This is a genomic window from Streptomyces sp. NPDC002754, assembly GCF_053592315.1.
On record NZ_JBSFVM010000023.1, the window covers coordinates 15,841 to 39,853 of the forward strand.

The 24,013-nt window shown below is 70.5% G+C and carries 14 protein-coding genes; 12 read left to right on the forward strand and 2 right to left on the reverse strand.

Annotated elements, in window-relative coordinates; all coding sequences use genetic code 11:
* Positions 1–97: 97 nt before the first annotated feature.
* On the reverse strand, positions 98–412 hold the full coding sequence (locus tag ACWD2L_RS31025) for a hypothetical protein (RefSeq protein WP_351335676.1): 315 nt from the start codon (positions 410–412) through the stop codon (positions 98–100).
* A 325-nt stretch (positions 413–737) separates the two neighbouring features.
* Between ACWD2L_RS31025 and ACWD2L_RS31030 the strand changes: the two genes are divergently transcribed.
* The 12 genes from ACWD2L_RS31030 (at position 738) to ACWD2L_RS31085 (ending at position 22,193) form a co-directional block, all read left to right on the forward strand.
* Complete coding sequence (locus ACWD2L_RS31030; RefSeq protein ID WP_351335679.1) at positions 738–11,168, forward strand: amino acid adenylation domain-containing protein; 10,431 nt, start codon at positions 738–740, stop codon at positions 11,166–11,168.
* A gap of 37 nt (positions 11,169–11,205) precedes the next feature.
* Positions 11,206–11,409 (forward strand): MbtH family protein, encoded by a 204-nt coding sequence (locus tag ACWD2L_RS31035; protein ID WP_351335682.1) that lies wholly within the window; start codon positions 11,206–11,208, stop codon positions 11,407–11,409.
* Positions 11,410–11,507: 98 nt separating this feature from the next.
* Positions 11,508–12,575 (forward strand): ATP-binding cassette domain-containing protein, encoded by a 1,068-nt coding sequence (locus ACWD2L_RS31040; RefSeq protein WP_351335817.1) that lies wholly within the window; start codon positions 11,508–11,510, stop codon positions 12,573–12,575.
* Entirely contained in the window at positions 12,563–13,393 is an 831-nt protein-coding gene (locus tag ACWD2L_RS31045) for an ABC transporter permease (RefSeq protein WP_351335685.1), read from the forward strand. The genes ACWD2L_RS31040 and ACWD2L_RS31045 overlap by 13 nt, the downstream gene beginning before the upstream one ends.
* 119 nt (positions 13,394–13,512) lie before the next feature.
* Positions 13,513–14,922, forward strand: coding sequence for a DUF3500 domain-containing protein (locus ACWD2L_RS31050; protein ID WP_351335687.1), 1,410 nt, complete (start codon positions 13,513–13,515; stop codon positions 14,920–14,922).
* 19 nt (positions 14,923–14,941) lie between these two features.
* The gene (locus ACWD2L_RS31055) at positions 14,942–15,112 is read left to right on the forward strand and encodes a hypothetical protein (RefSeq protein ID WP_351335689.1); all 171 of its coding nucleotides are present in this window, start codon (positions 14,942–14,944) and stop codon (positions 15,110–15,112) included.
* Between the two features lie 126 nt (positions 15,113–15,238).
* The gene (locus tag ACWD2L_RS31060; RefSeq protein ID WP_351335692.1) at positions 15,239–17,209 is read left to right on the forward strand and encodes a GTP-binding protein; all 1,971 of its coding nucleotides are present in this window, start codon (positions 15,239–15,241) and stop codon (positions 17,207–17,209) included.
* A gap of 97 nt (positions 17,210–17,306) precedes the next feature.
* Positions 17,307–18,065, forward strand: a complete 759-nt coding sequence (locus ACWD2L_RS31065) for an SDR family NAD(P)-dependent oxidoreductase (RefSeq protein WP_351335695.1) — start codon at positions 17,307–17,309, stop codon at positions 18,063–18,065.
* 75 nt (positions 18,066–18,140) lie between these two features.
* On the forward strand, positions 18,141–19,451 hold the full coding sequence (locus tag ACWD2L_RS31070; RefSeq protein ID WP_351335698.1) for an MFS transporter: 1,311 nt from the start codon (positions 18,141–18,143) through the stop codon (positions 19,449–19,451).
* Positions 19,452–19,462: 11 nt separating this feature from the next.
* The gene (locus ACWD2L_RS31075; protein ID WP_351335701.1) at positions 19,463–20,650 is read left to right on the forward strand and encodes a C45 family peptidase; all 1,188 of its coding nucleotides are present in this window, start codon (positions 19,463–19,465) and stop codon (positions 20,648–20,650) included.
* Positions 20,647–21,483 (forward strand): polysaccharide deacetylase family protein, encoded by an 837-nt coding sequence (locus tag ACWD2L_RS31080; protein WP_351335704.1) that lies wholly within the window; start codon positions 20,647–20,649, stop codon positions 21,481–21,483. The genes ACWD2L_RS31075 and ACWD2L_RS31080 overlap by 4 nt, the downstream gene beginning before the upstream one ends.
* Positions 21,480–22,193, forward strand: coding sequence for an SDR family NAD(P)-dependent oxidoreductase (locus tag ACWD2L_RS31085; RefSeq protein ID WP_351335707.1), 714 nt, complete (start codon positions 21,480–21,482; stop codon positions 22,191–22,193). Before ACWD2L_RS31080 ends, ACWD2L_RS31085 begins: the two co-directional genes overlap by 4 nt.
* On the opposite strand, the gene ACWD2L_RS31090 is transcribed toward ACWD2L_RS31085, so the two are convergent.
* Entirely contained in the window at positions 22,186–23,895 is a 1,710-nt protein-coding gene (locus tag ACWD2L_RS31090; RefSeq protein ID WP_351335709.1) for an ABC transporter substrate-binding protein, read from the reverse strand. The two genes, ACWD2L_RS31085 and ACWD2L_RS31090, sit on opposite strands and share 8 nt — an antisense overlap.
* Positions 23,896–24,013 lie beyond the last annotated feature (118 nt).

A 24,013-nucleotide genomic window follows, 5' to 3' on the forward strand; every position in this document is an offset into this window, starting at 1 on the left:
TCGCCCACCCCGGAGCAGAACGGGACCGATCTACGGCGAGGATCGCCGGCGTCACCAGAGGCCACCTGAGTTCGATGCGGCGATATCGCCCTGAGGCTCAGGGGCGTATCTCGCACAGGGACAGCAAGCAGAGGTTGCCGCCCTGGACCAGGCCGACACCCCCCTGAGTGCGATCAGAGGATCCGACGGAACAGCGGGAAAGCAGACACAGGTTGAAGCCCTGCGTTCCCCGGTAGCCGTCTGTCGTCGTGGCGGTCCGCTGGGGCTGGGAGAGCTGCTGGGAACCCGCGGTTTCACCCTTCATCGGCGCCGCGGAGGCCGACGCGGCCGTGGCTCCGGCAAGGCTCAGAATGACCATGCCGCCCGTCACCGCCATGCCGCGAAGGGCCCTGATCCGTCCTGGACGCTGCATCTGAATACGCTCCTCTGTTCTGGAATGTGACGGCGCGTGCGCGCCGATGCCTCAGCTTTGATCCGTAGACCTCCGGGGTCCGGATGGGTGCCCGGAGCCCTGACGAAGCGCACGCCCGAAATGCCCTCCCCGTCAGTAGAAACAGGACTCAATACGCAGTAGTAACAAATGGTGTTCTGAGTCACAGACCAATCCGAAGCCTCACGCGTCACGGATTCCCCACGAAAGCCGATGCATCGAGAACTTCGCGTGTGCATCGATCGTGGCGAGATCGGGAGGGTGGTCGACGGTGTCGGCACGCAGCACGTGGACCAGGAGCGAGCACATGGCTGACGATGGTTCCAAGAGGCTTCCGTTGACCGTCGCGCAGGAGTCGCTGTGGTTCGCCCATCACCTCCACCCCGGGGGAACCGACTTCACCATCGCTGAATATGTCGATGTGCAAGGGGAGTTGAATCTCTTCCAGCTGCGCCGGGCAGTGACTTTGGTGACGCAGGAGACGGATGCCCTGCGCACCACCGTGACCGACGACCCGGACGGCGGGACGGCCAGTCAGGTCGTCCATGCCAATCGGCCCCTCGGTGTCTCCTTTGTCGATCTGTCAGCGAATGCGAACGCGGAAACCGACGTCCACGTGCTGATGCAAAAGGACCTGTCGGTACCCATCGACATCGTCCACGGGCCCGTCACGGCCTTCATGCTGTTCCGGCTCTCCTCCTCTCGCCATGTGCTGTACATGCGTACGCACCACCTGGTCCTGGACGGTTTCGGGGCCGCAGTGGCGCTGAGCCGCATTGCCGAGACGTACGCGGCCCTCGTCGCCGGAGTCGAGGTCGCGGCTGCCCCGCTCCCCTTGGAGCCCCTGGTGACCGAGGCACGGCAGTACGCGACGTCGACAGCCGGTGCCGAGGACGGGGCGTACTGGCGCGGCCAGTTGGACGGCACCGCGAGCGTGGAACGTCTTACGGACAGCGAGGCACGACCGGGTGCGAAAGTCCTGCGGTGCTCGGTCACGCTGGACGGCGTGCGGTGGCGGCGGTTGCGCGACGGGGCACGCCTCGGACGGGTGGCATGGCCGGCACTGTTCGTGGCCGGCATGGCCGTCTACACACACCGGATGCGAGGCGCGGAGGACCTTCTCCTGGGGATGCCGGTGACAGGCCGTCGAAGCAGGGTGGCGCGGCAGACACCGGGAATGATGTCCCAGATAGTGCCGCTGCGACTGCGCCTGACCCCGGCGGACACAGCCCGTGACCTGCTGCGCCAGGTGCACACCACCATGCGCGGCGCGCTGCGTCACCAGCGCTTTCCGACCGAGCAACTGCGCCGCGAGCGTGGCCTGGTGAGGGGCGAGCCGTTGACGGGGCCGTCCGTCAATGTCCTCGCCTTCGAGGAGAATCTCCAGTTCGGGCCCGCGACAGGAACCCTGCACAATCTGAGCCTTGGCCCGGTGGAGGACCTCACCCTCGCCGTTCACCCCGCTCCCGGCGGTCTCGGTGCCCGCGTCGACATGCTCGCCAACGCGGCGCTCTACGACGAGGAGGCGGTGGCCGGACATCTGGAGCGCGTCACATGGCTGGTCGAGCAACTCCTCGACGACCTGGACCGGCCGCTCGGCGGTCTGGAACTCCTCGGCGCCGAGGGGCAAGCCCGGTTGCTGGATCAGGGCACCGGCGAAGGCGCCGCACCGTCCTGTGGAACGGGTCGGAGCGGTCTGACCGACCAGGCCACGCTGCCGGAGGAACTGGCCCGGCTGGCGCGGGAGATACCCGAGGCTCCGGCCGTGGACGACGGCGTACGCACTCTGACCTTCGCCGAGCTGCATCAGGCAGTCGAAGCGGCGGCATCGGCTCTGCGGGCCGACGGGGCCGGTCCCGGCACGACGGTGGCGGTCGCCCTGCCGCGTTCGGTGGACACGGTGGTGGCGTCACTCGCTGTGCTGCGCAGCGGCGCCGCGTACATGCCGGTGGACGTGTCCTACCCGGTCGAGCGCATCGCCTATCTGCTGGCGGACGCCGAGCCCGTGATCGTGGTCTGCGAGCCCGACGCGGCCGTCGCGGGTCTGGCACCCGACAGCACCGTGGTGCGCGGTCCGTCGTGGGACCTCGACGCTGTGCCCGACGGCCCTCCCTTCGCGGGGCCGCGTGGCGGCGATGCCGCCTACCTCATCTACACATCGGGTTCGACGGGCCGGCCGAAGGGCGTCGTGGTCGAGCACCGCTCGATCAGCAACCTGCTGGCTCATCACCGCGGTGAATCGCATGCCCAGGCCGCGGCGGAGAAGGAAGGTCGGCTGCGTGTGGCGCTCACCGCGGCCACGTCCTTCGACGCGTCCTTCGATCCGCTGCTGTGGATGCTGAGCGGCCACCATCTGCACATCGTCGACGATGCCACGCGCCGCGATCCCGAGGCCCTGGTCCACTTCCTGCGCACCACCCGCATCGACGTCATCGAGACCACCCCCAGCTTCCTGCACCAGCTGCTGGCCGCCGGGCTCACAGCCGACAGCGGGGCGTGGGAGCACCGTCCCACGGTCATCGCACTGGGCGGCGAGCCGGTCCATGAGGAGCTGTGGCAACGCCTGGCCGCAGACGGGGAATTGCTGGTCCACAACTTCTACGGGCCGACCGAGACGACGGTGGACGCGGTCACCGCCCGCGTCGTCGGCGGAGTGCCCACGATCGGGCGGCCGGTCGCCGGCACTCGCGCCTACGTGCTGGACGCGGCGCTGCGCCTGCTGCCGCGCGGAGCGACCGGCGAGCTCTACCTGGCGGGCGCCGGAGTGGCGCGCGGGTACGCGGGCCGGCCCGGTCTGACAGCCGACCGGTTTCTCGCGGACCCCTTCGGCGGCCCGGGTGAACGCATGTACCGCACCGGGGATCTGGTGCGCTGGCACGAGAGCGGGTCCCTGCAGTTCGTCGGCCGCAGCGACGACCAGGTGAAACTGCGCGGCCACCGAGTGGAACTCGGTGAGATCGAATCGGCGCTCCTCGCGCTTCCGGGCGTCGCCGGGGCCGCGGTGACGGTGAACGCCGCGCGGCCCGGCGAGGAGTTGCTGGCCGCCTACCTCGTGCCCGCAGCGGACACGTCCGGCGCCCAGGTGCGCGACGACCCGGGTCAGCTGCGCGACGCGCTGTCGGCGCAACTGCCGCCTTACATGGTGCCCGCGGCCTACTCGGTCCTCGATCGGCTCCCTTTGACGCCGAACGGAAAGCTCGACACCGCAGAACTGCCGCAACCGACGGCAGCGGCGGCAGGCCCCCGGATCATGCCTCGCACCGCCTCCGAACAAGCTGTCTGCGCGGCGATGGCGGAGGTCCTCAACCTGACCGCGATCGGTCGGGACGACGACTTCTTCGCCCTCGGCGGTCACTCGCTCCTGGCCACTGGCCTGCTGTCCCGGCTGGCGGCACGGACCGGAGTCCGGCTGCCGGTCCGAGCGCTGTTCGAGGCTCCGACGGTCGCCGCCCTGGCCGAGCGCGTGGACACACAGACCGAACAGAGCCGGCGTACAAGGACGCAGCACGATCCGACTTTCGGGACGCGCCCTGCGCGGCTCCCCCTGTCCGCGGGCCAGCAACGTCTGTGGATGCTTGAGCAGATGGGCGAGGGCGGGGAGCGCTACCACATCCCCGTAACGGTCCGGCTCGACGGCGAACTCGACGTGGCCGCCCTGCGAGCCGCCTTCTTCGATCTGCTCGCGCGGCACGAGAGCCTTCGCACGGTGTACCGGGAGGACGATCAGGGGCCGCACCAGGTCGTACTGCCTGCCGAGGCGTGCGGCATCGAGCTGCTGTGCACCTCAATGCCCCTGGCCGACGGGGCTACACACGTGGCACAGCCCCGGTTCGACCTCGCCCGACAGCCTCCCGTGCAAGCCCTCCTGCTCACTCATGATCAAGGGGACGGCGCCGGCCGCACCCATCTCCTGGTGCTGACGTTCCACCACATCGTCACCGACGGCTGGTCGATGGGTCCCCTGGTACGCGATCTCAGCTCGGCCTACCAGGCGCGGGCCGGCGGAGAGCCGCCGCAGTGGCAGCCGCTGCCCGCCCAGTACCCGGACTACGCGCTGCGCCAGCGCGCCCTGCTCGGCGACCCGGACGCCCCCGACTCCCTCGCCGCGACACAACTGGTGGACTGGCGCGCGGCCCTGGAGGGGCTACCGCCCGAGCTACCTCTGCCCTGCGACCGGCCGCGACCGGAGCGCGCCACATTTCGTGGCGGCCGGGTCCCGATGCGGCTCGACGCCGCTGAGCACGGCGCGCTCGTCGCGCTCGCGCGCGAGGCGCACGTCAGCCCGTTCATGGTCCTGCACGCGGTGCTCGCCACTTTGCTGCATCGCTTGGGTGCGGGTGACGACATCGTCGTCGGCACTCCGGTGGCAGGACGCGACGAGGAAGCGTTCCACGATGTCGTGGGCTTCTTCGTCAACACCCTTGTCCTGCGGGTCGACGCGGCAGGCGACGTCGCCTTCCGCGAGCTGCTGGAACGGGTGCGGGAGACGGACCTGGGCGCCTACAGCCGTCAGGATCTGCCCTTCGAACAGCTGGTGGAGGCTCTCGCCCCACCGCGGTCCCTCTCGCGCCATCCCCTCTTCCAGGTCATGCTCGCCCTCAACAACACCGCCGCTCCGCGGCTCGACCTCCCCGGGGTACGAGCGGCGGTGCTCCAGCCCGAACGGACGACTGCGAAGTTCGACCTCACCTGGGACTTCACCGAGCTGCACGATGCGGACGGTCTCCCCGTCGGCCTGTCGGGCGAACTGGAGTACAGCGCCGAGCTGTTCGACGAAAGCACGGTCCGGCGCTTCGCGGACCACTTCGTGCGTCTGCTGCGCTCCGCTCTCGCCGCTCCCGGGCGACGGCTGAGCGAGCTGGAAATGCTCACGGCCGACCAGCGCCACGCGGCTTTGGACACGGCCCGGACGCCTGGTGCCACGGCCCAGGGGCCCCAGCTGGTGCACAGTATCTGTGACGTGCTGGAGACGCAGGCCGCCGTCACGCCAGGGCGCATCGCCGTGGCCGACGGTCGGCACACGGTCTCCTTCGGTGAACTGACAGCCGAACTGCACGGCATCGCCCGGCGTCTGATGGCCGAAGGGGTGCGTCCAGGTGATCGCGTCGCGGTGGCCCTGCCCCGTTCCGTACGTCAGATCGCGGCCGTCTTCGGCGTCCTGCGGGTCGGCGCGGTGTACGTTCCCCTCGATCCCGCGCACCCCAAGGAACGCAACGCGCAGATCCTTCGGTCCGCGCAGCCCGCGCTCCTGATCACCGAACGGGCCGTCGCCGCCGGCCTGCCGGCCTCCGGTACGCCCGCGCTATATCTGGACGAGACGCACGCCGACCCTGCGGAAGATGTGCTGCCGCTGGACGGGCCCCGGGGCTCCGATCCCGCGTACGTGCTGTACACCTCCGGCTCCACCGGCAGGCCCAAGGGTGTGGTCGTCGAACACCGTGCGCTCGCGAACCTGCTGCGCCACCACGGGCGCACGCTGATCGAGCCCGCCGAACGGGCCAACAACGGTCGGCCCCTGCGCGTGGCCCTGACCGCGGCCGCGACCTTCGACGCGTCGTGGGATCCGCTGCTGTGGATGGCCGCCGGACACGAGCTGCACCTCGTCGACGACCGGAGCAGGCGGGACCCGGAGGCGCTGGTTCAACTGCTGCACGAGCGGCGGGTCGACGTGATCGAGACGACGCCGTCCTTCCTTGAGCAGCTGCGGATGTGCGGCCTGTTCGCACCCGGCAGGCCCTGGCCGCGCGTGGTGGCGCTGGGCGGCGAGCCGGTGCGGGAGAAGCTGTGGCGGGAGCTGGCGGAACTGCCCGGTGTGGCCGTGTGGAATCTCTACGGGCCGACCGAAACGACCGTGGACAGTGTCATCGCCCGGGTCACCCCCGGTTCCGCACCCGGCATCGGCCACGCGGTCTCCGGAATGCGCGCCCGGGTCCTCGACGCGCGGCTGCGCCCCGCGGCGCCGGGCGTCACGGGTGAGCTGTATCTGGCCGGTGCCGGCGTGGCCCGGGGCTATGACGGCGCGACCGGCCTGACCGCCGACCGGTTCCTCGCCGACCCCTACGGTCCTCCGGGCAGCCGGATGTACCGGACCGGCGACCTGGTGCGCCGTCGGCCGGACAGTTCGCTGGTCTTCTTGGGCCGAACCGACTCCCAGGTCAAGGTGCGCGGATTCCGTGTCGAGACGGGAGAGGTGGAGGCCGCCCTCACAGCCCATCCGGCTGTCCGGCAGGCCGTCGTGACCGTCCTCGACGCTGCGGACGGTGCCAGGCTGGTGGCCTGGGCCGTGCCGGAGACCGGCGCGGAGCCGAAGGCCGCCCAGCTGCGCGCGTTCGTCGGCGACCGGCTCCCGGCCTATATGACGCCCTCTCACATCGTGACGGTGGCGAACATCCCCCTGACGGTGCACGGAAAGACCGACTTCGCGGCCCTTCCCGCGCCGGACGCCGCGGCGGACGAGCAGGGCGAGGCTCCGCGCACTCCGCAGGAGGAGATTCTCTGCGCGTTGTTCGCCGAGTGCCTGGGCACCGGGTCCCTGAGCCGGGACGCGGACTTCTTCGCGCTCGGCGGCCACTCGCTGATGGCCACCCGCATCGTCAACCGCGTCCGGAACGCCTTCGGCGTCGAGATCCCGGTCCGCGCCCTGTTCGAGGACCCCACACCGGCCGGACTGGCCCGGCACCTCGACGGCGCCGCACGCGGCCGTCCGACCCTGCACGCCCGGACCGACCGCCCGGCGGACCTGCCCCTGTCCTTCGCGCAGCAGCGGCTCTGGTTCCTCAACCGGATGGACTCCGGCGACGCCTCGTACAACCTGCCCATGGCCGTGGCTCTGCGGGGGCGGCTGGACGTGCCCGCACTGCGCGGTGCGCTCGGCGACGTGGTCGTCCGGCACGAGAGCCTGCGCACGGTCCTGCGTGACGGATCGGGCCGGTCCGGGAGCCCGGCCCAGCGCATCCTGTCCCCCGGGGAGGCCATGCCCGACCTCCCTGTCACCTTCACCGATGCCGACCAGGCGCCTGAGCTGCTGCACAGGGCGGCCCGCAGGGGCTTCGATCTCGCTACAGACCTCCCGGTGCGCGCCGAGCTCGTGCGGACCGGCGCCAAGGAGCACGTTCTTCTGTTGGTCGTGCACCACATCGCGGCCGACGGCTGGTCCATGGGGCCGCTGGCCCAGGACCTGGCAGCCGCCTACGCCGCACGAATAGCCGGCCGTACCCCGGACTGGACTCCGCTTCCGGTCCAGTACGCGGACTACGCCCTGTGGCAGCGCGAACTGCTGGGCAGCCCCGACGACCCCGACAGCGTCCACGCACGCCAACTCGCCCACTGGCAGCAGACGTTGACCGACGCCCCCACCGAACTCGCCCTGCCCACGGACCGGCCGCGGCCCGCAGTGGCCTCGGGGCACGGAGGTCGCGTCGCCCTGCCCCTCACCAGGGATGACGGGCGACGGCTGACGGAGCTGGCCCGCCACGAGGGCTCCAGTGCCTTCATGGCCCTGCACGCTGTGCTCGCCGCGTTGTTGGACCGCTTCGGCGCGGGCGAGGACATCGTCGTCGGCACACCCGTCGCCGGCCGCACCGACGAGGCCCTCACCCCACTGGTGGGCTTCTTCGTCAACACACTGACCCTGCGGGTCCACACCGACGGCGACCCGGACTTCCGTGGTCTGCTGCACCGCACCCGCGAAGCCGATCTGGCCGCTTACGCGCACCAGGACCTGCCCTTCGAGTCGCTCGTGGAGCACTTGGCGCCACCGCGGTCCCTGTCCCGGCACCCGCTCTTCCAGGTCATGCTCTCCCTGAACAACGCCTCGCGCCCGGCACTTGACCTTCCCGGTCTGCACGCCGCAGTGCAGGGCGTGGACACAGCCGCCGCCAAGTTCGACCTGTCGTTCAACTTCTCGGAGCAGGCCGGCAACGGAGAACTGACCGGCGAGCTGGAGTTCTCACACGGCCTGTTCGACACGGCGTCGGCGCAGTTGCTGGCCGACTCCTTCGTCGCTCTGCTGCGGCTCGTCGTCGCGGAGCCGGACACCCGGTTGTCCCGGCACGATCCCCTCGACCGGGACACCGAGCGGCCGGGCACATCTGGGCCGCAGTGCGCGCCCCGGCATCCGACGGTGGTGGCGGGCTTTGCGGCGACGGCGGCCACGATGCGCAGCAGCGACATCGCGGTGCGCTGCGGCAGCCAGGCGCTGTCCTTCGCGGAACTGTCCCAGAACAGCGCCCGACTGGCCCATCTCCTCCGGGCGCACGGCGTGGGCCCGGACCGTACCGTCGCGGTGCTGCTGCCGCGCTCCACCGAATCCCTGAGCGCTCTGCTCGGTGTGCTGGCGGCCGGCGGCACGTACGCGCCGCTGGACGACGCTTTGCCGCACGCGCGCGTGGCCGCCGTACTGGAGGATGCTCAGCCCGACGTGGTGCTGGCAACCAGTGAGACCGCCGGCCGGGTTCCCTCCGGGTCGTGGCAGGTGGTCCTGCTGGACTCCCCCGACACCCGGACGGTCCTGGCCGCTCTGCCCGGCGAGGCCCCGCCCGAGAGTGCGCCCGGCCCCCGGGACGCGGCCTACGTGCTGCACACCTCGGGCTCCACCGGGCGCCCCAAGGGCGTCGTCGTCGAACACCGGTCGCTGGCCCAGCTGTGGGAGCACCACCGGCGAACCCTGTTCACGCAGGCGGCGCCCGACGGCCGCAGGCTGCGGGTGGCGCTGACCGCCTCGCTGTCCTTCGACGCCTCCTGGGATCCCGTCCTGTGGATGCTGGCCGGACACGAGCTCGTCGTCGTGGACAACGACACCCGCCGCGATCCGGCCGCCCTCGTACGGGCCGTGCGCGAGGAGCGCATAGACGTGCTGGAGACCACGCCCAGCCACGCGGCCGCGCTCCTGGACGCCGGACTGTGCGACGCCACGGAATCCGCACACCGCCCGGCCGTCCTGGCGCTCGGCGGCGAGGCCGTGCCACCCGGCCTGTGGCGGCAACTGCGCGAGGTGGCCGGCCTCACCGTCTGGAACCTCTACGGTCCCACCGAGGCCACTGTCGACACCTTGTACGCTCCCTTGCACGAGACAGAGCGGCCTGTGCTCGGCCGCCCTGTCGCCGGGACCCGCTGCTACGTCCTCGACCGTCACCTGCGGCCCGCCGCACCCAACGCGACCGGCGAGCTGTACCTCGCGGGCGCCGGTCTGGCACGCGGCTACCTCGGACGTCCCGCCGAGAGCGCCGCGCGCTTCGTCGCGGATCCGTTCGGCCCGCCGGGCGAGCGGATGTACCGCACCGGTGACCTCGTACGCCGCTGCACCGACGGCCAACTGGAGTTCACGGGCCGGGCCGACGGCCAGCTGAAGGTACGCGGTTTCCGGGTGGAGCCCGATGAGATCGTCGCTGTACTCGAGCGACAGCCCGGCATCGCACGGGCGGCAGTGGTGCTGCGTTCGGTGGGCGCTCAGGAGGCGCACGGTACGGAGCAGTTGGTCGCCTACGTGGTGCCCCACGACGACGCCGGGCCACTCGGTCCGGACGGCCACGACCTGGACCGGTTGCGCGCGGCCGTCGCCGCCGAACTGCCCGGGTACATGGTCCCTGCCGCGTTCGTCCCGCTCGGTTCGCTCCCCCTGACCGCGAGCGGCAAGCTCGACCGTCGAGCCCTTCCGGCACCCCGGGACGGGCAGGGAGCCCGTGGCGCGGGTCGGCCTCCGGCCGGGCCTCGTGAGGACCTTCTGTGTGCGCTGTTCGCAGAGGTTCTGGGCATGGAACGGTGCTGGGCCGACGACGACTTCTTCGCGCTGGGCGGCCATTCCCTGCTGGCAGCACGTCTGTTGGCCCAGGTGCGTGACGCCACCGGCACGGACCTGGGCATCCGGGCGCTGTTCGAGGCTCCCACCCCGGCCGGTCTCGCGACCGCGCTGGCTCGACGCGAGGCGGAGTCCGGCGACGCCCGCGCGGAGGCGGACCTGGACTCCCTGCTGCCGCTGCGCGTCAGCGGCAGCCTCGCGCCACTGTTCTGCGTGCATCCGGCCGGCGGTCTGGCCTGGTCCTACGCCGGGCTGCTGCAGCACGTCGCCGACCGGCCGGTCTACGGACTCCAGACACCCAACCTGGATGGCACCCGGCCCTTCCCCGAGAGCATCGAGGCGATGGCCGCCCATTACATCGACCAGGTGCGCACCGTGCAGCCGCACGGCCCCTACCGGCTGCTCGGCTGGTCCTTCGGCGGCAACGTCGTCCAGGAGATCGCCGTCCAACTCCAGGCAGCAGACGAGGAGGTGGCGCTGCTGGCGGTGATGGATGCCTTCCCTGTGCCGCCCGCCGACGGTCTGGAGGACGCCGGCCGCGATGTCGTCTTCCGCGCCCTGCTCACCGCGCTCGGCCTCGACATCTCCGCCTGGGACGCCGACGCCCCGCTCGACGCGTCAGCAGTGCGGGACGCGCTGCGGGACACCGGCAGTCCTCTCGGCGCCTTGGAGCCGGCCACCATCGAGGCGATGGTCGGCAACTTCGCCGCCCAGGCCCGCCTCATGCGCAGTTACGCACCGCGCGCCTTCCGCGGTGACGTGCTCTTCTTCCGCGCCACGGAGGAAGACCCCGCGAACGGTCTCGTGCCTGCCCTGTGGGATCCGTACATCGACGGAACCCTCCAGGTGCACGACGTGCCGTGCGGCCACGCCCAGATGCTCCGCCCCGACTCGCGGGCCCTCATCGGCCCCGTCCTCGACGCGGCACTGCGCGCCACCTGAACCACTCACTCCACCGTCACGAAAGAGAGCCCCCCAGATGACCAACCCGTTCGACAACCCCGCCATCCAGCACCGTGTCCTGATCAACGACGAGGGCCAGCACTCCCTGTGGCCCGAGTTCGCCGACGTCCCCGAGGGCTGGCACGTCGTCCACGGACCCACGACCCGCGAGGCATGCGTCGCCTACGTCGACGTCCACTGGACGGATCTCACGCCCCGCAGCGCTCTGGCATCGCGGTGAGCGCACAAGGAACGCGTCTGCTCAGCCCGCTCAGGCAGCCCCTCCCGCACCACGAACACACGGGTCGGGGGGCGGCACGCCCCAGAGGGCAGGACACCATTGTGGCGGAGGGCCTCACGCGCAGTTTCGGGAACCGCCAGGCACTCGCGGGCATCGACCTGCGGGCGCCGGCGGGCAGCGTACTCGGCCTCCTCGGCCCCAACGGCGCGGGTAAGACCACCACGGTGCGCATCCTCACCACCCTGCTCCGCCCGGACGGGGGCCGTGCCCTCGTCGCCGGCCACGACGTGTGCGAGGCACCGGAAGCCGTGCGCGAACGCATCGGCCTGTCGGGGCAGTACGCCGCCGTCGACGAGCGGCTCACCGCCCGCGAGAACCTCTACCTCGTGGCCCGGCTCTACGGCATGGGCCGCACAGCAGGTCGCCGCCGCGTCGGTGACCTGCTCGACCGGTTCACGCTCAACGAGGCAGCCGACCGGCCCAGCGGCAGCTTCTCCGGCGGCATGCGCCGCCGTCTCGACCTGGCCGGCGCTCTCATGGCACGCCCTGCCGTCGTCTTCCTCGACGAGCCCACCACCGGGCTCGACCCGCGCGGCCGCACCGACACCTGGCAAGCCGTGCACGACCTGGTGGCCGACGGCACCACCGTCCTGCTCACCACCCAGTATCTGGAGGAAGCCGACCAACTCGCCGACTCCATAGCCGTCATCGACGACGGCCGCGTCATCGCCCGAGGCACCGCGCACCAGCTCAAGGACGCCGTCGGCGGAGACCGCATCACCCTCCGCCCCGCCGACGCACGAACCACCGCGGCGATCGCCGAACTCCTGGCAGGGCTGAGCCCGTACCAACCGGAGGTGGACCGACGGACGGGGCTGGTCTCCATAGCAACCGACAACGGCGCCGCCGACCTGCAACAGGCCCTTACCGCCCTCCAGTCGGCACGGCTCACCGTGCGGGACGTGTCGCTGGCGCCCCCCACCCTCGATGACGTGTTCCTCGCACTGACCGGCAAACCTCAGACCCGCCCCACCTCCACGGACATGCCGGATGCAGAGGAACTCGTACAGCTCGACGGACCCGGCGGAAGCGCACAGCCGGAAATCCGCGACGGACGACGGAGCCGCACCGGCCGCAAGAAGGGAGCCCACGCATGGCGACGATGAACCTGGCCCCGCACAAACGGACCGGCCTGCTCCGCCCGGCCCGTGACGGCCTGTTGATCGCCGAGCGCAACCTCATCAACCTGCGCCGCACACCGGGAGCGGTCATCGCCGCACTCATCCAGCCACTCATGTTCGTCCTGCTGCTCGCCTACGTCTTCGGAGGCAGCCTCGGTGGCGCCCAGTACCGCACGTTCTTGATGGGCGGCATCTTCGCCCAAGCCGTGACGTTCAACGCCTCGTTCACAGCCATCGGGCTCGCCGCCGACATGGACAAGGGCATGATCGACCGCTTCCGCGCACTGCCCATGCCGCGCGGCTCCGTCATCCTCGGCCGCACCCTGTCCGACCTGGCCATGAGCACCGTCACCCTCATCGTCACCTCCCTGTGCGGACTGCTGGTCGGCTGGCGCATCGAGGGCTCCGTCGCAGGGGCTGTGACCGCCTACGCCCTGATCCTGCTGTTCGCCTTCGCCATGTCCTGGGTCGGAGCGACCATCGGGCTCATGGCCCGCAGCGTCGAAGTCGCACAGAGCGCCGGACTCATCTGGCTGTTCCCCGTCACCTTCGTCTCCGGCGCCTTCGTCTCCATCACCACGATGCCCGGCCCGCTGCGCACCATCGCAGAGTGGAACCCCGTGTCGGCGACCGCCACCGCGACCCGTTCCCTCTTCGCGAACGAGGCGCCGGCGGCGATAACGCCACCTCATTCCTGGCCCGTCCAACACGCCACCGCATACGCCCTGTTGTGCGCATGCGCCATCATCGCGATCTTCATGCCTTTGGCGATCAGCAGGTACCGGAGGATCGCTCGACGCTGACGGAGGTGGGCGTCGCGGGCCAACACCCCTGACGCAGCGCACCTGGGCCGACAGCCGTTCACAGGAGGGCGACAGCTTGCTCATACCCTGTGCATGGACAGGTCAAGAACGCTGCGGGCATGCATGGACACGTACCCCGCAGCCCTGAAGTCGAGCGCACCCGCCGCTGGTTCATGAACAAGGCACTGCTCGCCGGCGGTGTGGCCGCCGTCGCCACCATGACCGGCTGCTCCGCGAACTCCTCCGACTCCGCGCAGGCCTCCGCGTCCTCCGGTCAGCCCTCGGGGATGCCCTCGGGCGGACCGGGCGGGCCGGGAGGCGGCGCCGGCGGCATGGGGCCGGGCGCCGCCGAGGTGAAGTACGACGACTTCAAGGGTCTGACCACCGATGGCAAGGTCGTCGACGACCTGTACTCGGTCCACTCCACCGGCGTCTCGACGACGGCCGTGGTGCAGGCCGCGCAGAAGCTCCTCGACGGGCTCTCCGCGAAGCAGCGCCGCTCGTGCACGTTCGACGTGGACGACGACGAGTGGCTGGCCTGGAGCAATGTCGACGGGTACGAGCGCGAGGGCGTCCGCATGGGCGACATCACCGCCGCTCAGCGGAAGTTGGGTTACGCGTTGCTCGGCAAGGCCCTCTCGGCCGACGGTCTCACGCAGACCCGCAACATCATGAAGCTCAACGGCTTCCTCGGCGAGTACAGCGGCGGCAACAAGGACACCCTCACCGAGGGCGCGTACTTCTTCACCTTCATGGGCACCCCGTCGACCACGAAGCCGTGGGGTTTCCAGTACGAGGGCCACCACGTCGTGATCAACTACTTCGTGCTCGGTGACCAGGTCGTGATGACGCCGACGTTCATGGGCTCCGAGCCGACGAAGGCCACGTACAAGGGCGAGAAGATCCAGCTCTTCAAGCCGGAGACGCGGGCGGGGCTCACGATGATCCGCTCGCTGTCCCAGGCGCAGCGCGCCAAGGTCATCGACTCCAAGAAGGAGAAGAGCGGCACCGACATGATCGCGGGCGCAGGCCAGGACAACCTGAAGCTCGCCTACGCGGGTCTGCCCGGCTCGAAGATGACGAGCGCGCAGCGTCAGAAGCTGCTCGACCTGGTCGGGGTCTACATCGGTTACATGGACGAGGGGCACGCGGAGGTGAGGATGAAGGAGGTGGAGGAACACATCGAGGCGACCTACTTCTACTGGCTCGGCAGCACCAAGGACTCCTCGGCCTTCTACTACCGCGTGCACAGTCCCGTGGTGCTCATCGAGTACGACGCGCAGTCACCGCTCGCGTACGGCACCAAGTCCGGTGCCCAGTCGGGCTCCAAGCCCGGAGACGGGAACGCCGGCGGCCCGCCAAGTGGTGAGCCCAGTGGTCAGCCCAGTGGTGCACCGTCCGGCGGGCCGGGTGGTGGTATGGGGGGAGGTAAGCCGACGCAGCAGCACATCCACACCATCATCCGGACTCCGAACGGCGGAGACTACGGCGTGGACCTGCTCAAGCTCCACCTCGAGACCGACCACTGAGCCACTGACACCTTCGGCGATGCATCGGCGCGTAGAGATCGTGCAGCCGGTCGGCCTGGTGGTGGTCCACGAGATGGGCGTGCTCGGCGACCGGCGCCTCGATCTGCGCACGGGTCGCGGCTTCGACGGCCGCCTGTCACGCGGCTCACGGCAGGGGCGTCCGTTCCAGCGGACGCCCTTAATGCGTTGACAGCGCCGGATGCCACTTGGAACATCGCCCCTGCCCAACCATGCCGTGCCCACCTGAGAGAAACGGACTTCATCATGCGCCAACTCGTGTGCCCCGCCGTCGCCGTCGACCTGCACACGAGGAGCCATGAACCGTCCGCACTCTCCCGCCCCAGCACACCATGACACCGGTCCCGCCGACGCGGAGCCCAGCGCCCGGCGGCTCAATCTGGGCGTGGTGGCCCACGTCGACGCAGGCAAGACCAGTCTGACCGAGGCGCTGCTGCATGTCGGCGGTGCCATCGAACAGGTCGGCCGGGTGGATGACGGCACGACCCAGACCGACACCCTGTCCCTGGAGCGGCAACGCGGCATCACGATCCGCTCCGCCGTCGCGGCCTTCGCGATCGACGACGTCACCGTCAACCTCGTCGACACCCCGGGCCACCCCGACTTCATCGCCGAGGTCGACCGCTCGCTGGCTGTCCTCGACGGCGCGGTCCTGGTGCTGTCCGCCGTGGAGGGCGTGCAGGCCCAGACCATCGTGCTGTACCGGGCGCTGCACCGTCTCGGCATCCCCGTGGTCTTCTTCGTCAACAAGATCGACAGGGCCGGCGCCGCGCCCGAGAGGGTCCTGGAGGGAATCCGGAGCCGTCTGAGCACGGCTCTCGTACCGCTCGGCCACGTGCACGCCCCCGGCACGGCCGCAGCCGAGGCCACACCATGCGCATGGAAGGACCCCGTCGAGTCGGAGCGCCTGACGGAGTTGCTCGCGGACCACGACGAGGATCTGCTCGAGGACTGGCTCGCCCGCGATCGCCCCATCGGAATGCAGCGGCTCCGTGCAGCCCTCGGACGCCTCGCTCGTGCCGGTGTTGTCCACCCGGTTCTGTTCGGCTCGGCCCGGACCGGTGCGGGCGTCCGTCCGCTGATCGAATCCGTCACCGACCTGCTGCCGGTTGCCGCCGCCGACGACCACGCACCGGCGGCGGCACAGGTGTTCAAGGTCGAACGCTCGAAAGGGCAGCGCGTGTGCACGGTGCGGATGCGTACCGGGACGCTCAAGGTCCGCGACCGGGTGTCGCTCGGCGATGACCGGGCGGCCACCGTAACGGGCATGGAGGTCTTCAAACCCGGCGGGGCCATGCCGTGCGACCATGCGACGGCCGGTGAGATCGTCCGGATCCGGGGCCTCGACGGCGCTCGGATCGGAGACTGGATCGGGCGCCGCCCACCTGCCGCCTCCGCGGCGACAGCACTGCCGGAGCCGGGCTTCGAGACCAGAGTGGTTGCCCAAGACCCCGCCCGGCAGGGCGAGTTGCACAGGTCCCTGGCCGAACTCGCGGACATCGACCCGCTGATCGGCCTGCGGCCCGAGCGCGGTGCCGCACGGATCAGGATCTACGGCGAGGTGCAACAGGAGGTCCTGGCGGACACACTCGCGGCCGAATACGACATCGCCGTCGACTTCCGGGACACCGGCGTGGTCTGCGTCGAACGACCGTCGGCGACCGCCAGCGCCGCGCTGCGCATGGGCGACGCCGGCCACCGGTACAGCTACACGCTCGGCGTGACCGTGGAACCGACCGCGCCCGGCACCGGAGTCGAACTCGTCGTCGCCGCGGCCCGGTCCACGCTGCCCCTGCACGTGTACGGCAACGTCGACGGTTACCGGACCGCACTGCTGGAGTACCTCCACGAGCCCTTGGCGGTCGGCCCGCACGGCTGGCGGGTGACCGACGCACGGATCACCGTCACCGAAAGCGGCTACCAACCGCCGGCACCGCAGGCCGCAGAGGTCAGACGCACCACCAACCTGGTGGTTCGCGAGGCACTCCAACGGGCCGGGACGAACATCTGTGAACCCGTCGACCGGTTCGTCCTCGAAACTCCAACAGAGGACCTGTCCCCCGTACTCGCTCTGCTGGCCCACCACAGCGGTGTCCCCGAGACACACCAGACCACCGGCCCCCTCACCGTGGTCACTGGAACCCTGCGGAAGGCGGAAGTGCACGCAGTACGCGGAGGGTTGCACGGCGCGGCTCGCGGCGAGGGCGTTCTTGACTCCGTCCACGACTCCTATCGGCCCGTACGAACCACTGGAAGAAGGCATGACTGACGCTCCCAGAGCGGCGCCCTGACCCACCTCGGCGCACACTCGCGCATCGGTCAGATGACCGATGTCGTGCCCTGCGGCCAGACCTACTGTCCCCTGCATGAACAGCAGCAGGAGTGGTGGCCATGGGCTGGACGGCAAAACCGCAGTGATCACGGGTGCGGCCGGCGGTATCGGTGCCGCCGCCGCTGAGCGGCTGGCACGCCTCGGAGCCCTCGTGGTGCGTGCCGACGTCCAGTACGCGGAGGGCGGAGAGCGGCCGGACCGTGTGCACCTCGATGTCACCGATCCCGCGTCGTGGAACCGGTTGCGTGACATTGTCCGCCGCGAGTTCGGGCCGGTCGACCTGCTGGTGAACAACGCCGGTGTCAGCGCGCGGGCGGACCTGCTCGGCACCAGCGACGAGGACTTCACGCGCGTGCTGGCGGTGAACGCGTTCGGCCCGTGGCGAGGCATCAAGACCTTCGCCGACGACCTGGCCCGTACCCGAGGTGTCATCATCAACGTCGGCTCGATCTACGGTGTCACCACCCCACCCGCCGGCGACGGCACGGTCCCGTCCTCGGTCGCGTACCAGATGAGCAAGGCCGCGGTGCACCAGCTCACCAAGGTGGCCGCCGTCGAGCTCGCTCCGCGCGGCATCCGCGTCAACGCCCTGCTGCCCGGTGTCTTCCGCACCGCGCTCCTGGAGGACCTGCCGCCTCAGGCCCTGCGGGCGCGCGTCGACGGCGCCCCGATGACCCGGCCTGGCGAGACCGACGAACTGGCACACGCACTCACGTTCCTCGCCGGGCCCGAGTCCTCGTTCATCACCGGCGTGCTGCTGCCCGTGGACGGCGGTTATCTCGCCGCCGCCTGACCTGCGCCGCGTTCCCCCGCATTCCTCAAGTGCCCCTCTGCGCCCCCTCAAGAGACCCTCGCGAGAAGAGAGATCATGAAGGCATCAACGACCGAGGCACCAGCCGTCGACACCGGCCCCAGAACCGGCCTCAAGCTGCGAGCGGTCGTCTCCGGCAGCATCGGCAACCTGCTCGAGCAGTACGACAATCTCGTCTACGCCTACTCGGCGGTGTATCTGAGTGCCGCGTTCTTCTCCGGCGGTGGCTCCGTGTCGTCGATGCTCTCGACCTTCGCCGTGTTCGCCGTCGGTTTTCTGGCCCGTCCGCTCGGCACGGTCTTCTTCGGGCACATCGGCGACAAGATGGGCCGTCGGCCCGCCCTGCTGGCCAGCGTGATCCTCATGGGTTCGGCGACGGTCCTGATCGGGCTGCTGCCCGGTTACCGGACCATCGGGGTCGCCGCCCCCGTGCTCCTGGTGGTGCTGCGGCTGTTCCAGGGCTTCGCCGTCGCCGGTGAGTGGGCCGGGTCCGCGGCCATGCTGGTGGAGTACGCGACTCCGCGCACTCGCGGCAGGTTCGGCAGCCTCAATCAGGTCAGCACCGCTGCCGGGTTCCTGGTGGCCGCCGGTGTGGTGGCGCTGAACTCCCTGTTCTGGAGCGAGCAGGGCATGCGGGACTTCGGCTGGCGGGTGCCGTTCCTCGTCGGCGCTGTGACCGCCGTCGTGGCTCTGCTGCTGCGCTTCGGTCTGGAGGACACCCCTGCCTTCCGCGAGCAGGAGGCCGCCGGGGAGACCAGCGCGAGCCCCCTGCGGCTGGCGCTGCGCACCCAGAAGAGCGCCATGGCCCGTGGCTTCTTCTTCACCGTGAGCTGGACCGTCGCCTACTTCTTCTTCCTCACGTACCTGCCGACACATCTGCGTGAGCAGGTCGGGATCGACTCCGCGATCGTCGAGGCGTCGAACATCGTGGGGCTGGTCGTGCTGACCGTGGCCATCTTCGGATTCGGCATGCTGTCCGACCGGATCGGCCGCAAACCGCTGCTGCTGATCGGCTCCGGCGGCCTCGTGCTCCTGAGCTATCCCGCCATGCTGGTGTTCCAGACGGGAAGCACCGCAGGTGTGTTCCTCGGCCAGATCGTCATCGGGCTGATCATCGCGGCGTTCTCCGGGCCAGGTCCTGCCGCGCTCGCCGAACTGTTCCCCACCAACGTCCGCTACTCGGCGTTGGGCATCGGCTACAACTTCTCGGTCATGGCCTTCGGCGGCACCGCCGGCTTCATCGCGACGCTGATCATCGACCGCACCGGCAACGCCGTCGCCGTGGCGCTGCTGCCGACGATCGCGGCCCTCATCACCTTCGTCACCGTGTGCCGCATGCCCGAGACCTACCGCTCCGAACTGAAATGAGAGATGCCATCGTGTCCGCAGCGACCCCGACCTCCCACCAGGACCCGCGGCTGATCGTCGTCCAGGGCAGCTACCGTCAGATGGGCGAGGACCTGGGCCTGGCCACCGCCGACCTCATCGCCCGCAGCCTCGACACCTACATGGGCCGGTTCCGCGACGACGCCGGGCTCAGCGACGCCGACATCGACGGCTGGGGACGGATCTACCTGGACATCGCCGCGTCGTACTCCCCCGAGATCGCCGCGATGCTCGAAGGCATGGCGACCGGCGCCCGCCAGCCCGCCCACCGGCTCGCCGCGCTCAACGCCCGCACGGAGATGCTGTACGGCACCGGCTACCGCGACGAAGGTTGCACCTCCCTGTCGGTGCTGCCGCGGCACACCGAGAACGGGCACACCCTGCTCGCCCAGAACTGGGACTGGCACCCCGAACAGGCCGAGGTCACCTTCCTGCTCGCCACCCGCGACGAGACCGGGTTCAGTGTGCTGTCCCTGGCCGAGGCGGGCATGCTCGCGAAGAGCGGCCTCAACTCCGCCGGGCTCGGGGTGTGCGCCAACCTGTTGGTGTCCGACCGGGACCAAGGCGGCGCCGGAGTCCCGTACCACTACCTGCTGCGCGGGGCGTTGCAGGCACGGACGATGTCCGGCGCGCACAAGAAGCTGCTGCCCGTCGAACGGATCTCGTCCGGCAACATCATGCTCGCCGACGGCACGGGCGGCGAGGCCGTCGACTTCGAACTGGCACCGGGCGTCTTCGGAACGTTGCTGCCCGAGAACGGGCTGATCGCCCACGCCAACCACTTCGAGTCACCCCTGCCGCTGCACGACAAGAAGGCGGCGACCAGCGCACTCACCGTCCTGCGTTCCGTACGGGCCAGGCACCTGCTGGAACCCGCGCTCGACGAGCGCCGGGTCGGCGTCGCCGATCTCGTGACCACCCTGCGCGACGAGTGGTCCTTCCCGGACGGCATCTGCCGTCACCCCGACCCCGACGTCCCGGAGGGCGAGCGCAACGCGACCGTCTACTCCGTGGTCATGGACCTGACCGACCGGGTGCTGTGGATCGCGCCGGGGCCGCCCAGCCGGCACGGATACGCACGCTGGGAACTGGACACCCTCTTCCAGGACCAGACCCCGGCGCCCCTGGAGTTCCTTCCGAAGGACACCCTCAACGCCCAGAGCGAGGAGACGTACGCATGAGCCGCGGAACTGTCTGTCTGACCTTCGACTTCGACGCCATATCGCTGTGGATGGCGCGCGGCCAGACCACGCCGGGCCCGGTCTCCCGGGGCGAGTTCGGCGCCTACGTCATCGATCGCATCCTGGCCCTGCTGCGCCGCACGGAGGTACCGACCACGTTCTTCATTCCGGGCCACACCCTGGAGACGTATCCGGCACAGAGCGCGGCGGTCGCCGAGGCCGGGCACGAGATCGCGCTGCACGGATACGCCCACGAACCGGTGTCGACGCTGGACCGGGACACCGAACTCGCGGTCAACCGCCGTTCGGCGGCGCTGATCGAGAAGCTGACCGGTGCCCCGCCTGCCGGGCACCGCACCCCCAGTTGGGACTTCACCGAGCACACCGTCGACATCCTCACTGAGCTGGGCATTGTCTACGACTCGTCCCTGATGGGCACCGACTTCGAGCCCTACGTCGCGCGCTCCGGCGACCGCTGCCCGGCCGACGGTCCGTTCCGGTTCGGCCCCGACTCGGCCGTGGTCGAACTCCCAGTGTCCTGGACGCTGGACGACTATCCGCACCTGGAGTACGTCCGCACCCCGCAGCTCCTGATGCCCGGACTCCAGGACGCCGACGCGATGTTCGACCGGTTCCTGCGCGATGTGCGCTACATGACGGAGACCGTGCCCGACGGGGTGGTGACGGTGACACTGCACCCGCAGGTCGTGGGCCGGGGCGCGCGGATGGCAGCTCTCGAGCGCTTCATCACCGGCTGCCAAGAGCTGGACGTGACGTTCGAGCGGTGCGTCGACGTGGCGCGCCGGGTGCGGCCCGCGCTGGTCGGGGCGTGACGGCTGTGCGGCGTTCGGTGCTGGTGATCGGCGCGAACGGGGGCATCGGGCGCGCCGTGGTGGACCGGCTCACGGCAGACGGCTGGTCGGTCACGGGCACGGATCTCCCGGAGATCGACCTGGCCCGTAGCGGCGTGGTGGCGGAACATGTCGCGCGACTCTGGGCCGAGCAGGGTGGCTTCGACGCGCTGGTGCACGCGGCAGGCGTGTTCCCCGCCGTGCCGGTCACGGAGAGCGATGAGGAGCTGTTCGACCGGGTCATGGCCGTGAACACCCGCTCGGCGCTGGGCGCGGGAGCCGAGTTCGTGCGCCGCTGCCACGCCAAGGGCCGGCCAGGGACGCTGCTCTTCGTCAGCAGCGGGGCCGCCACCAGAGCCAGGCTCGGGACGGCCGTCTACGCCGCGTCCAAGGCGGCGCTCGACGCGCTGGTCCGCGGGTTCGCGCTGGAGCACGGCCGCGACGGCATCCGCTGCTGCGCGGTGGCACCGGGCTTCGTCGACGTGGAGTCGGCCGTGAACCCCGTACCGCGGTCGTACGTGGAGGCGCTGACGCAGGCTTCGGTGCGCGGGCGGGTCGGGCGCCCCGACGACGTCGCCGCGGTGTTGAGCTGGCTGCTCGGGCCGGACGCGAACTGGGTCAACGGGCGGACCGTTCCAGTCGACGGCGGCGACGGCATCGGGGCGCTCACCGCGCCGAACTGGCTCAGCTGACGAGGGGTGGCGTGGAGGGCGCCAGCCGCTGATTGACGCCACCGCTGATCCGGTAGATGAGGTGCGGGTGGCCACGGGCAGGGTCGCCCGTCTCGTCCGGATAGCTCAGGCCGCGCTGGCCCCGCCCCACGAACTGGTGGGCCCCCGTCACACCGAACGACGTCGACGTACGCAACTGCTCACGGACGGCGGCGAAATCCCACGGTCGGCTGGCCCGGCTCCACGCCTGCGCCAGCACATTGACCATGTCGTAGTGGACGGCCGCGGCGGCAGGCCCCGGGTCGGCACCGAACGCGGCACGGAACCGCTGCTCGAACGCCATGCACAGCGGGCCGTCCACATTACCGATCACCGTCGACCACAGCAGCCCCTCGCTCAGGCCTCCCAGCCGCCGCGAGAACTCCGGGGCGGCCGGCGACCACGCCGCATGGAACGTGGCGCTTTCCCGGAGCCCGGCGGCGGCCTCCAAGAACGCGCGCAGGGTCGGTTCCGGGAAGATCGACAGCGACACCAGGTCGGGATCCGCCAGCTCAAGGCGGTGGACGACATCCGCGAAGTCCAGCGCGTCGTCGGCCACCGACTCCAGGAACACCAGATCCCAGTCGGCCTCGGCTGCCTGCCGCTGCACACGCTCCACGAGGCCCGGGTCGAAGGTGCTCGCCCGCTGCAGCACGGCCAGCCGCCGACGCCGCGGCCGGAACGCACCACTGTCCTCCAGATCCCGGACGGTGCGCAGCAGCCCGGGTACGTACGCGGACTCGGTGGAGCAGACCTGGAAGACGGCCCCGAGACCGGCCGGGTCCGCGCGCACCCCCTCGGACAGCGCCTGCCCGGTCATGCTGTGCAGCACCGGGGTACCGGACGCATTGGCCGCGGCGAGCGCCGGCAGAGCGATCGGCAGCGGGAAGTTCCCGAACACGATGCCGTCCACCCCGCGCTCCGCCAAGTCCCTTACCGTTCCCAGGAGTTCACCCGGCGCCGCGGACACGGTCACATGCTCGACCTCACGACCGGACACCCCACCACGCGCCGCGATCTCCCCCACCGCCAGACGTGCGCCGCGCCGCATCGCCAGCACCTGGGTACCGGCCAGAGGGTCGGCCGGGTACACGGAGGCAAGGAGCGCGGGCCGCCGCACGGGCGGCCGGGTGACGGCCGGGCGCGGCGCCGGTTTCCGGTCACCGAGTACACCGAGCAGCGCCGGGGGCAGCACGAGGGCGGAGGTCGGCAGCGGGGCGACGTAGGCGTCCTCCGCCGCGATCAGCGTCGCCACGGACGCACGGGTCCGCACCCCGAGCTTCGCGAATATGTGCTCAAGATGGGTGGCGACGGTCCGCCGCGAACAGGCCAGCACGGCCGCGATCTCCTGGTTTCCCAGCCCGCCGGCGACGCAGGTGGCCACCTCCAGCTCCCGGACGGTGAGCCCGAACGGCGCCTCGGAGTCGTACACGTCGAGCCGCACCACACCACGCCCGGCGTCCGGCACGTCGAGAGCGACGCGGCGCACCGTGTTCCCAGTGATGTCCAGGTAGCGCAGCCCCCGGCCGGGCAGAGCATCTGTCGCACGCCGGGCGACGAGCACCAGATCGGGCCGCGCGGCGAAGAACTCCGGGTCGCTCCCACTGCCCGGCCCGTTCACCGGCTGCAACCACCGCCGCGACCCGGGCAAGGGAGCGGCCGACTCATCCAGCCTTCTCACCATGGATCTCCTCTCCACGCCCGCGCGTGGGCCGGTCGAGGCATCCGCCGGTACCGATAACACCTGCACACCACGAACCAGCCCGGGGAACGGTGTCCAGGCAACGATCTTACCGGTCATG